The following is a 12,895-nucleotide window of genomic DNA, read 5'->3' as shown; positions in this document are numbered from 1 at the left end:
GTTCTGTCAGGAGACGAGCGCGCTGTTCTCAGCCAGCAAACGCTCAGCCGCTTTACGTGCTTCATCGGTTATGCTGGCACCGGCCAACATACGTGCGATTTCTTCTTGCCGCTCATCGACACCAATCGAACGGATCGACGTGGACATGCGATCTTCATTGGTCGCAGATTTCGCAATCAGGAAATGCGTTGATGCGCGCGCGGCCACCTGCGGCGCATGCGTCACCGAAAGCACCTGCACACGCGACGAAAGGCGCGCAAGACGTTGACCAATCGCGTCAGCAACCGCACCGCCCACACCCGTATCAATTTCATCGAACACAAGCGTCGGGGCTGAACCGCGATCAGCAAGTGCCACCTTCAGGGCCAAAAGAAAACGTGAAAGTTCACCACCCGATGCAACCTTCATCATCGGACCAGCACGCGTACCCGGATTGGTCCGAACCCAATATTCAACTGTATCAATACCTTCAGCAGCGCGAGCATTGGTATCCGTCGTCATTTCGACGATGAACTCAGCGCGCTCCAGCTTCAGCGCCGGAAGTTCGGCCATAACAGCGACTTTAAGATGCTCAGCTGTATCCGTACGGCGTTCAGACAGAACCTTGGCAGCGGCATCATAAGAAACGCGTGTTTCAGTAGCTTGAGCTTCGAGCTTGATGAGCTTTTCTGCACCCGCATCGAGATCAGCAAGGTCGGCATCCATCTTGTCGCGCAAAGCTGGCAGGCCTTCAACAGCAACAGAATATTTGCGCGCCGCGGCTCTGAGAGCAAACAAGCGCTCTTCGACTTGCTCAAGCACTCGTGGATCAAAATCGATCTCACGCATCGCATGATCAATACCATCCTGCGCGAGTGCTAAGTGATTGAGTGCTTCATCAATTGCCTTACAAACAGGCTCAAGAAGATGCGGTGCTTCCGGGATTTTACGCTCAAGACGACGCACGAGGCTTGCAAGCGTCGGCACAGGCGAACCATTGCCTGACAAAAGCTCACCGGCTTCGTTCACATCACCGGCGATCTTTTCCGACTTCATCATGATCGCACGGCGTTCAGCGAGTTCGTCTTCTTCGCCCGGCTGTGGATCAAGCTTGGTCAGTTCTTCGACTGACGAGCGCAGATAATCACCTTCGCGCTCGGCCTGTTCAACACGCGCACGATGCTTCGACAATGCGCTTTCAGCGTCGCGCCATGCTTTATAGCGCTCGCGAACAGTCTGAGCCTCAGTATCAAGAGCGCCAAAAGCATCCAGCAATGTACGATGAAGATCAGTGTCGATCAGCGCACGATCATCATGCTGACCGTGAATTTCAACGAGGCGCTTGCCAAGCTCGCGCAGCAACGCAACGCTTGCCGCCTGATCATTGATAAAAACACGAGTGCGCCCGTCACCCATTTGGAGACGGCGCAGGATGACGTCGCCGTCATCATCAAAACCATTTTCGCTTAAGAATTTACGCGCCGGATGGCCACCGGGCACGTCGAACACCGCAGTGACCTGCCCCTGATCCGCACCATGACGAACCAGCGAAGCATCGCCGCGCGCACCAAGTGCGAGCGACAACGAATCAAGCAAGATGGATTTACCGGCACCTGTCTCGCCCGTAAGCACGGACAAGCCGGTCTTGAACTCGATGTCGAGCCTTTCAATCAGAACAATATCGCGGATCGACAGGTGCGACAGCATGCAGGTATCGGCTTAGTTGCCGCCCGTTATGAGCGACGAAGCCTTGGCCAGCCACGAACCACCGTTTTCACGTGGCTCCAGACCACCGCTCTGCAGAAGCTTGTAGCTATCCTTATACCAGCGGCTATCCGGGTAGTTCTTGCCCAATACCGATGCAGCCATCTGCGCTTCAGACGTCAGACCAAGCGCATAATAGGCTTCGACCAGACGCGCCAGTGCTTCTTCAACCTGACGGGTGTTGGAATATTGCTCTACAACCAGGCGGAAACGCTTGATCGCTGCAAGATATTCCTTGCGCTCAAGATAGTAACGGCCAACCTGCATTTCCTTGCCGGCGAGCTGGTCGCGCGCAACGCGGATTTTGGTCTTGGCATCGTCAACATATTCGGAATTCGGGAAGCGATCGACGACTTCCTGCATCGCAGCAATAGCGCGGCGGCTTGCAGCCTGATCGCGGGTCACGTCAGGAATCTGACGGAAATAGCTCAGACCGATGATGTAGTAGGCATAGGCCGATTCAGGCGATGTTGGGTAAAGCGTATTGTAACGCTTCGCCATATTGATCGCTTCTTCGTAATTGCCCTGACGATAATTGGTAAAGGCTGCCATGACGAGCGACTTGCGAGCCCATTCGGTGTAAGGGTGCTGACGGTCTACCGCAGCAAACTTCTTCGCAGCTTCGCCCAGACGACCAGCATCAAGGTTCGCAAGACCTTCGTTGTAAAGCTTATCCGCCGGATCGATCGTCTCAACATATTTGGTCAGATCGATATCGTCGTTTTTGCTGGCACATCCCGCAAGCGGAACAAAAACGGCAAGAGCGCTGACCATCAGCGCGGTTTTCGTCTTCACCGGGAAATTCGAACTCGTCATGCGGTCTCCGGCCATCTGGCAACGTCTTTTCAGTAAGGGCGTAAGCAAACAGACGTATCTGTGCTTATTTCCATCCAACTCAATACATCAGCATCAGCACAAAGGTAAACATAGCCAAGGCTGTTTTGGCCGTTCATAAACCACATGCTGGCGTAATCGGCAATCGTCTAGCTGATCAAACGTCAGAAAATGGCATATTCAGAACGGCCTAGGGCATTATCTTTGCAAACAATTGCTACATCCTCATCCAATGGAGAGGTCTGGCTATCACTTCACATACGACACACCGACTCATAGCAGACATGACCCGGCGATCACGGCCCAATTATGGCCATAAAATCTAAGTCCTTCGTATCACACCGTTAAAGTGCCCACGGTGCCGAAATATTTGGGCGCACGGTCACGAGATCTGAATTATCGGAATTGCGGCGAACGCCACTTGCTTCAACAATATCGTAATTCGATTTGTCAGCAAGAAGCGCTTTTACTGTTTCAGCATTCAATCTGTGACCTCCGCGATAGGACCGGAAGCAGCCAATGAATGGAAGCCCAGCGAGCGCCAGATCACCCACGGCATCCAGTGTCTTATGGCGCACAAACTCATCTTTAAAACGCAGGCCACCAGGGTTGATCACCGAATTATCGTCGCCAATGACAAGCGAGTTATCAAGCGAAGAGCCAAGCGCCAAACCAGCAGCCCACAGCCGTTCAACATCTTTCATGAAGCCAAAAGTACGTGCAGTGGAGATGTCTTTACGGAAGGCCTCTTCATTGATGTCATTCGCGTATTTCTGACGGCCAATCAGCGGGCATTCAAAATCGATTTCGACTTCATAACGCGTACCTGAATAGGGCTGAAACTCACCCCACGATCCGCCAGCTTCCACGCGCACAGTTTTGAGAATGCGAATGAACCGACGCTTGGCGTCTTGCGTCACAATACCAGCTTCATCAAATGCATCGATAAAACGCGCAGAGGTGCCATCCAGAATGGGAACTTCCGGCCCTTCAACTTCGACAATAAGATTGTCGATGCCCAGAGCGGCAATCGCAGCCATAAGATGCTCAACTGTATTGATTCGCGCTTCCTGCGGTCCAAGAGCCGTACAGAGATCGGTTGCACCTATCTCGGAGGCATGCGCACGCGTATCCGGCGCACCCTTAACATCAGAACGGCGGAAGATAATTCCCGTATTAGCATCTGCTGGCAAAAACGTGGCCGACGCACTCGTACCACCATGGACACCTACGCCCGACAACGTGAAAACACGGCCAATTGTCTTTTGATAAACGCTCAAAACGGGGTCCAATCTATCTTGTATCAAAGCGCGAAGTAGCGTCCGGCCAAAGTCTTTTCAGCTGACCAATCAACGTAACGAAGCTTTCTTCATGCCCCTTAAATAAAAGAGATATGGCAAAAATGAGCTACCACTACGCAGAAACATCGCCCACAGATATGTAAGCATTAGCTACAAATAGTAGTTGCCGGGAAGCGATCAAAATCACGCTTTCTTACAAAATATAACGAAGCGCCAATGAAAAAAGCCGCAGGGAATTCCCTGCGGCTTTTTATTTCTAACAGCGCTTGCTTATCAGTTTGACTGACGGCGCAGGAACGCTGGAATTTCGAGCTGATCTTCTTCCGAAGCAGCACGTGGCTGTGGACGGCCCTGATCGTCAAGCTGGCCGCGACGCGGTGCATAGATCGAAGCATCCTGCTGCATTGGACGGCGCTGCTCTGGCTGACGCATCGCAGGTTCGCGCTGCTGAGCTGGCTCAAGGCGAGCTGCTGGCTGCTCTTCTTCACGACGGGTCAGACCACGTGTCAGGCGGGAAAGCAGACCCATTGGGCCGCGTTCTTCCTGAACAGGCTGCTGAGGCGCTGCACGACGTGCATTGATTTCAGCCTGTGCAACAGGTGGGAAATCCGAAACAGCTGGCATACGCGGAGCAGGACGTGGCTGAGGAGCCGGTTCTGCGTGCATCTGCTGTGGCTGCTGATAAGCCTGTGGCTGCATAGCCTGAGCAGTTGCCTGATTGTGATGCATCTGCGGCTGTGGAGCGACTGGACGGGCAACAGGTGCGCGTTCAAAGCTTTCAGCAGCAGGCGCCTGGAAAATGCGGCTCTGCGGACGGAACTCAGGAGCAGCAGAAGCGGCAGGCGCTACTGGTGCAACTGGAATTTCAGTTTCGATCGACTGAGCAACTGGCGCAGGCTGTTCAACCTGACGTGGCTGTTCAGCTACTGGAGGACGAAGAATGCCATGTGGAGCCATTGGCTTTGCCTGCTGGGCAACTGGTTTTACCGGCTGGCGAAATTCCAGCGGCGCAGGCGCCGCGTCTCCGATCTTCTTGTCGATGCCAGTGGCAACAACAGAGACGCGAATAACGCCTTCCAAGCCTTCATCAAAAGTAGCGCCAAGGATAATGTTGGCTTCAGGATCAACTTCTTCACGGATACGTGTTGCAGCTTCATCAACTTCAAACAGAGTCATATCGCGACCACCGGTGATCGAGATGAGAAGACCCTTTGCACCGCGCATCGAGGTTTCATCGAGCAGCGGGTTAGCAATCGCAGCTTCAGCAGCAGCCATTGCACGGCCTTCGCCCGAAGCTTCGCCAGTGCCCATCATTGCCTTGCCCATTTCGCGCATAACCGAGCGAACGTCAGCAAAGTCGAGGTTGATGAGGCCTTCCTTGACCATCAGATCGGTGATGCAGGCAACACCAGAATAGAGCACCTGATCCGCCATTGCGAAAGCATCAGCGAAGGTGGTCTTGTCGTTGGCAATGCGGAAGAGGTTCTGGTTTGGAATGACGATAAGCGTATCGACGTTCTTCTGCAGTTCTTCGATGCCGAGCTCAGCCGTCTTCATGCGGCGAGCACCTTCAAAATGGAAAGGCTTTGTGACGACGCCAACGGTGAGGATACCGCGTTCGCGTGCAGCACGTGCCACAACAGGAGCCGCACCCGTACCGGTGCCGCCGCCCATACCGGCAGTGACGAAGCACATATGCGTGCCATTGAGGTGATCGACGATTTCGTCGATGCATTCTTCAGCGGCTGCGCGACCAACTTCAGGCTGCGAACCAGCACCGAGACCTTCGGTGACAGCTGCGCCGAGCTGGATCATGCGTTCTGACTTCGACATCGTCAAAGCCTGCGCGTCAGTGTTTGCCACAACAAAATCTACACCGCGCAAACCGGCATTGATCATGTTGTTGACCGCGTTGCCGCCGCCGCCACCGACACCGAACACGGTGATACGAGGCTTCAGCTCGGTAATGTCCGGCTTTTGCAGATTAATTGTCATGGTTCTCGTTCCTCTTAAAGCCTCTCACCGCTTCGCCGCCGCGGTGCTAATTGGTTATTACGCTGATGGTTACGCCCACATCACGCAATGAAATCACTCAGTGTACTCAAAAACTCTCTCTCAGCCATTGGCCGACACGCTGAATTCGCCCGCCCGTACCAGTCATAAGACCGGAGGAAGCTGCTTTCACCGACCGCTCTTCAATGCCTGCCACTTGTGGGTAGATCAGAAGTCCAACAGTCGCGGAGAAAGCCGCACCCTTAGCCGCTTCAGGCAATCCCGCTATTCCTAGCGGACGCCCGATACGCACATTCCTTGCAAGTATCCGTCTGGCTGCTTCTGGCATGCCCGGCAGTTGGCTTGCACCACCTGTCAGCACCACACGCTTGCCAACGATATGTCCGAGGCCCGACTGGTTCAGCCTGTCGCGAACCAGTTCAAGCGTTTCTTCCACACGTGCACGGATGATCCGCGTCAAAACCGAACGCGGATATTGATTGGGTACATCACGCTCGTCATCGCCAATTGGCGGAACCGAGATGAGGTCGCGGTCGTCAGCTGCACTTGGCAGCGCCGAGCCATACATAACCTTAAGGCGTTCAGCATCTTCCATCCGCGTGGAGAAGCCGCGTGCCACATCCATGGTGACGTGCGAACCGCCGATAGCAACCGCATCAGCGTGAATGAACTTGCCTTCAGAGAAGACGGAAATTGTGGTCGTGCCGCCGCCCATATCGATGCAGGCAGCACCCATTTCAGCTTCGTCGCCAACGAGCGCTGCAAGGCCGCTCGCATAAGGCGTCGCAACGATTGCCTCGACCGAAAGGTGGCAACGATTGATACACAATTCGAGATTACGAAGCGGTGCCGCATCAGCCGTTAGCACATGCATATCGACGCCAAGGCTATCGCCCAGCATACCGAGTGGATCACGAATGCCGCGTTCGCCATCAAGCGTGTAACCAACAGGCAGCGAGTGAACGAGGTGACGTTCCGCAGCCAATGCCTGCTTGGCACCAGCGGCCAGTACGCGACGGATATCCGTCTGCTCAACGTCATGACCGCCGAGATTAACGCTCGCAGTAAACGTCTCGCTCTTCAAACGACCCGCAGAAATGTTGACGATCAAACTATCAACTGTCAGGCCAGCCATTCGCTCAGCAGCATCGACTGCGAGGCGGATTGACTGTTCAGCCGCATCAAGATCGATGATGACACCAGACTTCACACCGCGCGAACGCTGGTGGCCAATGCCAAGCACTTCCATGCGATGCGTGCGGCCCGGAAGCAGCGCACCAGCTTCATGCGGACGCAGACGCGCAATCACGCAAGAAACCTTGCTTGAACCAACATCCAAAACTGTCAGCAGGCGCACCTTGCGCCCTGCAGTTCCAGTTTGTGATGAACCTTTTCCGCCAAGAATACTCATACGCGTTTCCCCGTGCGGGCTAATTCTTTTTTACGATCTACCAGGAACTTCTCGCGTTGCTCCATGCCACTCGCCGTCAGCTGCACCGTCACCCGATCATCAAGACGCATATCGACCGCAGCAATGTCGCGCGACAGCAGATGCTTTTCGCTATCCATCTTTTCGACTTCGGCAAGAGCCTTCATCGGATCATTTTCCGGCAGCATGATGCGAACGCCGTTTTCCAGCAGAATGTCCCAACGACGATCAGCAACTCGAATATAAGCACGAACCTTGCCCGCCAGCGCAGGATAGGCGGCAACCTCGTCTACGAAGCCCTTAACGCGCTTTTCAGCACCTTCACCGACCACGAGCGGGAGAGCGTTGTAACGACCCGGACGGAACGGAACGATTGTATCACCCGCAGAATCAATCAGCGAAAGCTCCTGACCATTCTGCCAGACCGCGAAAGCTTTACGCTCTTCAAGCGACACCAGCAGCGTGCCCGGATAAACCTTGCGCACTTCTGCGCTTTCAACCCAAGGAAGCTTCGCAATCGCCTGACGCGCAGCCTCAGCACTCAAGCCAACGAGCGATGTTTCACCATCCAGCTCAAGCTGACCGAGAATATCAATATCGGAGGTCTCGTTGTTACCAACGACTTTCACGTCTTCGATTGCAAAACCGAGAGTCGAGGCAGTTGCCTTGACCATATTTTCGGAATGGCCACCAAGAACCATACCGTAAACGCCGGTTGCACCGAGAAAGCCAAGCATACCAATCGTGCCAGCATAGCGCGGAACATTGATGTTGCCCTGAAACAAACGAACAGCAAAGCGGAAGGGCTTGCGCAGAAAGCGCGGCAGAACAAAGGCTGCACCCGATGCATCACGCATCGCGCCAGAACGCCTGTATTCATGTGATCTGCCGTTTAACGCAAACAAGACGCGTCCTCCACCAACCAACTCAACAATTCACCAAAAGAGATACCCGCCGCTTTCGCGATATCAGGTACGAGCGAGGTAGGAGTCATTCCCGGCTGGGTGTTAACTTCCAGCCAAATAACTTCGCCTTCTTCGGAAAAACGGTCATCGAAACGGAAGTCTGATCTGCTTACGCCCCGACACCCGATTGCCCGATGCGCCGTGAGTGCCATTGTTTGTATTTTTTGGTAAATATTTGGTAAAATTTTTGCCGGACATACGTGAGTTGATGCTCCAGGCACATATTTTGAATCAAAATCGTAGAACTGATGCCCCACCGGAATGATCTCGCAGACATCCATCGCGCGATCACCCATCACGGCGCAGGTCAGTTCACGGCCCGGAATGTATTTTTCGACCAGAACGTCCGCACCATAATTCCACTCGGCTGAGCTGATGATTTGCGGAGGATGAGTCTGATCTTCCTGAACGATGACAACACCGAAGCTTGAACCTTCGCGTACAGGCTTCACCACATAAGGCGGCTGCATCGGATGCTCATTGCCGATTTCAAAACGGTTCATCAGGCGCGAAGGCGCAACCGATACGCCGGCTGCAGCCGCTACCGTCTTGGCGCGATCCTTATCCATGGCAAGCGCCGAAGCCAGCACACCGGAATGCGTGTAAGGAATTTGGAGATATTCAAGGATACCCTGAATGGTGCCATCTTCACCAAACGGGCCGTGCAGCGCATTAAACGCCACATCAGGCTTCAACTCAGCGAGAACACTGGCAATATTGCGATCAACATCAACACGCGTAACGCGGTAGCCGCGATCTTCGAGAGCAGTTGCACAAGCAGCACCGGACGACAGACTGACAGAACGCTCTGAAGAGAAACCGCCCATCAAAACGGCAACATGCTTTACAGCCTTCTGTCCAGCCACGTTAGTCATCCCCTCTGCGCATCCCCTGCGCTCGAATCAAAAATAGAATCAGGATAGCCCGGCTACACTACGCAGCAGACACCCAAGTCAGAAAACTCTGACGAATCAAATCACTGTACGGTTAACCATAAAGAATCAGAGAGTTGATTCCGTGGCAAGCCCCTATCAAAAGGGGAGCAACTTACGAACGACTCAATAAGCAGAAAAAAGCCCGGAATTTCAGTAGGAAATCCGGGCTTCTTAAAATATTAATTTTTATACGAATTCTTTAACTTCCTGCCCTTCGCGGAACAAGCCGAGCCGCTTGATCTCCCAATGAAGGCGAATGCCGGAAGCCTCATAAACTTTAGCGCGAACTGTCTCGCCTAGCATTTCGAGATCATATCCGGTGGCGTCACCCGTATTGATCATGAAATTGCAGTGCATCTCAGACATCTGTGCGCCACCAACACGCAAGCCACGACAGCCAGCCTTGTCGATTTCCTTCCAAGCAGAAGACCCTTCAGGGTTCTTGAAGGTTGAGCCGCCAGTTTTCTCGCGCACAGGCTGCACCGTTTCGCGGTGGTTTTGCACCTCGTCCATCGCCTTCTGAATGTCGTCACGGTCGCCCGGAACACCTTCAAAGAGAGCTGAGGTGAAAATCAGATCAGGCGATGCTGAGGAATGACGATAGGCATAGCCCATATCGGCATTGGACAGAATGTGCAGCTCGCCCTTGCGATCAAGTGCGCGCACTTCCACCACGCGCTCGCGGGTTTCCACACCATTAGCACCAGCATTCATCCGCAAAGCGCCGCCAATGGCACCAGGAATGCCGTGATAGAAATGGAAGCCTGCAAGACCAGCCTCAAGGGCTGCCGCTGCTACACGCTTATCTGGCGTTGCGGTCCCTGCCCTCAACTGCGTTTCCGACACCTGCTCGACACTGCCGAAGCCTTTGGCTGACAAACGCACCACAAAGCCCGGAATACCACCGTCACGCGCAAGCAGGTTGGAACCAACCCCTACAACCAGAAGCGGAATTTCTTCCGGTACAGCTTTCAGAAACTCGGACAAATCTTCTTCGTCTGCGGGCTGAAACAGGACCTGTGCAGGACCACCGGCACGGAACCAAGTGATCTTGTCCATGCCAGCGTCCGGCATCATGCGCCCACGAAGACCAGACAGCCTGCCGTCGAGCTTTTTGAGAAGCGCTTCGCCGCTTTCCATTACTTTTTACCCTGTTCAGCCAGTTCTTTCGGAAGTGCATAAGCCCATTGCGTGATATTGCCCGCACCGAGGAAAACCACGAAATCGCCGGGTTCAGCAACAGATGCAACAAGCGGTGCCAATGTTTCTGGACCACTGGCATAACGTGCATCACGATGACCCGCGGTCTTAATGCGCGAAACGAGCGTTTCCGAATTTACGCCTTCAATCGGGTCTTCGCCAGCAGTGTAAACCGGAGCTACAATGACGGTATCCGCATCATTGAAGCACGCTGCAAACTCATCAAACAGGCTGTGCAGACGCGTATAGCGATGCGGCTGAACGATACCAACAACACGACCCTTGGTTGCTTCGCGTGCGGCTTTCAGCACCGCGCGAATTTCAACCGGATGGTGTCCATAATCATCGAAAATCTCAACGCCATTCCACGAGCCTGTATGCGTAAAGCGACGCTTCACACCGCCAAACGCGCCAAGGCCACGACGAATATCATCGGCTGAAATGCCCAGCTCATGCGCTACGGCAATGGCTGCCGTTGCGTTGGAAACATTGTGCAGACCCGGCATCGGCAGGCGCAGATCCTTGATCTCGGTCGTCTCACCCTTGCGCGAACGAATCAGCACATCAAATACGCTGACAGCACCTTCCATGCGATGATTGACGAAGCGCACATCTGCCTGCGGATTTTGGCCGTAGGTCACGATGCGACGATCCTCAATGCGGCTCACCAGAGCCTGCACTTCGGGATGATCGAGGCACATAACGCCAAAACCATAAAACGGCACATTCTCAACGAACTGTGCGAAAGCTGCACGCACATTGTCAAAGTTACCGTAGTGATCGAGATGCTCAGGATCAATATTGGTTACAACCGCAATATCAGCTGGCAGTTTAAGGAACGTGCCGTCGCTTTCATCGGCTTCGACAACCATCCAGTCACCGTCACCCATGCGGGCGTTGGTGCCATAGGCATTGATGATGCCGCCATTGATAACCGTCGGGTCAAGATGACCGGCATCAAGCAGCGCTGCGACCATTGATGTGGTGGTGGTCTTGCCATGCGTGCCGCCAATGGCAACCGCGCGACGGAAGCGCATCAGTTCAGCCAGCATTTCAGCGCGGCGAACAATCGGCAGAAGCTTTTCGCGCGCAGCGGCCAGTTCCGGATTGGTCTTCTTGATTGCTGTGGAGACAACAATCACTTCCGCATCACCGAGGTTCTCAGCCTTATGGCCGACAAAGACTTCAATGCCCTTCTCGCGCAGACGCTGCACATTGGCGCTGTCCGACTGATCCGAGCCCTGAACTTTATAGCCAAGATTGTGCAGCACCTCTGCAATGCCGCTCATGCCAATACCGCCGATCCCGATAAAATGGACAAGCCCGATGTTGAGCGGCATTTTCATGGCCGAGTTCCTTCTTTAAATTCCTGAACTGATTGTCCTGCTGCAATAGCCTCTGCAAGATCAGCAAGCAACTGCGCGGCATCAGGCTTACCAACGCTTTTTGCAGCTTTAGCTTGTTGTTCAAGCCTTTCTGGCTCGTTAATCGCTGCACTGATGATGTCAGCCAGTCGCTGCGGCGTCAGTTCTGACTGTCGGACGACTTCGCAACCGCCAGCACTCGCAAGGGCTGCCGCATTCGCTGCCTGATCATGATCAAGCGCATGCGGGAAAGGCACCAGTATCGCCGGACGGCCAATTGCTGCTATTTCCGAAACAGTCGAAGCCCCCGAACGTGAAATGACAAAATGCGCATCGGCAATGCGTGCTGGCATATCGTTGAAGAACGGCGCAACATCCGCAAGAATACGCAGATTCTGATAAGCGGCGCGAACTGCCGCCTCGTCTTCTTTGCGGGCTTGCTGGGTAATCAGCAGCCTTGCACGTTCACTCTCTGGCAAAAGCGCAATTGCTTCAGGAATAGCTTGTGAGAAAAACTGCGCACCCTGACTGCCACCAAATACCAGCAGGCGAAAACGCTGACCTTCTTTGGCTGGTCGATAGGATGTTTTGGCAGCCGCAAGCACAGGCGGACGAACCGGATTGCCCGTCGAAATAATCTTATCGGCAAAAGTACCGGCAGTTTCTGGCAGGAAGCCGCCAGCAATTGCCTTCACGCGCGATGCCAAACCCTTATTGGCACGGCCCATGACAGCATTCTGCTCATGCACCATCGTCGGGATGCCCATATTGCTTGCAGCGTAAAGCGGCGGCAGCGTTGGATAACCACCGAAGCCAGCAACCAGTTTCGGTTTCAAGCGACGGAACAGTTTGCGGCTGTCGAGATTGCCCTGCCACAACGACCAGAGCGTGCGTGCCAGCGCAATCGGATTGCGCCCAGCAATGGTAGCGGAACGGATCACATGCACATGATCTTCTGCAAATGCCCCGGCAAAGCGCTGCGCGCGCGCATCGGTTGCCAGATGCACATCCCAGCCACGAGACTTCAACTCATGCGCCAATGCTTCGGCTGGAAACAGATGGCCGCCAGTCCCCCCGGCAGCCAGTACGATTACGCCTTTGCCCATAGTCC

General features: G+C 54.2%; 10 protein-coding genes. All 10 read right to left on the bottom strand.

From position 1 onward, the window contains the following. Positions 1-6: 6 nt before the first annotated feature. Entirely contained in the window at positions 7-1,686 is a 1,680-nt protein-coding gene (gene recN, locus J2782_RS01510) for a DNA repair protein RecN (protein ID WP_310009837.1), read from the bottom strand. 12 nt (positions 1,687-1,698) lie between these two features. After that, positions 1,699-2,559 (bottom strand): outer membrane protein assembly factor BamD, encoded by an 861-nt coding sequence (locus J2782_RS01505; protein ID WP_310009835.1) that lies wholly within the window; start codon positions 2,557-2,559, stop codon positions 1,699-1,701. A 362-nt stretch (positions 2,560-2,921) separates the two neighbouring features. Further along, positions 2,922-3,857 carry a UDP-3-O-acyl-N-acetylglucosamine deacetylase gene (lpxC, locus tag J2782_RS01500; protein WP_310009834.1) on the bottom strand — a complete coding sequence of 312 codons (936 nt, stop codon included), beginning with the start codon at positions 3,855-3,857 and terminating at the stop codon, positions 2,922-2,924. Between the two features lie 294 nt (positions 3,858-4,151). Next, complete coding sequence (gene ftsZ, locus J2782_RS01495) at positions 4,152-5,873, bottom strand: cell division protein FtsZ (RefSeq protein ID WP_310009832.1); 1,722 nt, start codon at positions 5,871-5,873, stop codon at positions 4,152-4,154. A gap of 106 nt (positions 5,874-5,979) precedes the next feature. After that, positions 5,980-7,302 carry a cell division protein FtsA gene (gene ftsA / locus J2782_RS01490; RefSeq protein ID WP_310009831.1) on the bottom strand — a complete coding sequence of 441 codons (1,323 nt, stop codon included), beginning with the start codon at positions 7,300-7,302 and terminating at the stop codon, positions 5,980-5,982. Next, positions 7,299-8,225 (bottom strand): cell division protein FtsQ/DivIB, encoded by a 927-nt coding sequence (locus tag J2782_RS01485; RefSeq protein ID WP_310009830.1) that lies wholly within the window; start codon positions 8,223-8,225, stop codon positions 7,299-7,301. Before J2782_RS01485 ends, ftsA begins: the two co-directional genes overlap by 4 nt. Then, positions 8,213-9,160, bottom strand: a complete 948-nt coding sequence (locus J2782_RS01480) for a D-alanine--D-alanine ligase (RefSeq protein WP_404989585.1) — start codon at positions 9,158-9,160, stop codon at positions 8,213-8,215. Before J2782_RS01480 ends, J2782_RS01485 begins: the two co-directional genes overlap by 13 nt. Positions 9,161-9,406: 246 nt before the next feature. Further along, positions 9,407-10,360, bottom strand: coding sequence for a UDP-N-acetylmuramate dehydrogenase (gene murB / locus J2782_RS01475; protein WP_310009829.1), 954 nt, complete (start codon positions 10,358-10,360; stop codon positions 9,407-9,409). Then, positions 10,360-11,766 (bottom strand): UDP-N-acetylmuramate--L-alanine ligase, encoded by a 1,407-nt coding sequence (gene murC / locus J2782_RS01470; protein ID WP_310009827.1) that lies wholly within the window; start codon positions 11,764-11,766, stop codon positions 10,360-10,362. The genes murB and murC overlap by 1 nt, the downstream gene beginning before the upstream one ends. After that, positions 11,763-12,890, bottom strand: a complete 1,128-nt coding sequence (gene murG, locus J2782_RS01465) for an undecaprenyldiphospho-muramoylpentapeptide beta-N-acetylglucosaminyltransferase (protein ID WP_310009826.1) — start codon at positions 12,888-12,890, stop codon at positions 11,763-11,765. The genes murC and murG overlap by 4 nt, the downstream gene beginning before the upstream one ends. Positions 12,891-12,895: the final 5 nt, after the last annotated feature.

The sequence above is a fragment of the Brucella pseudogrignonensis genome, assembly GCF_031454375.1.
Lineage (GTDB): Bacteria > Pseudomonadota > Alphaproteobacteria > Rhizobiales > Rhizobiaceae > Brucella > Brucella pseudogrignonensis_A.
Note: the sequence above shows the minus strand (reverse complement) of the source record. Positions and strands in the feature narration are given on the sequence as shown.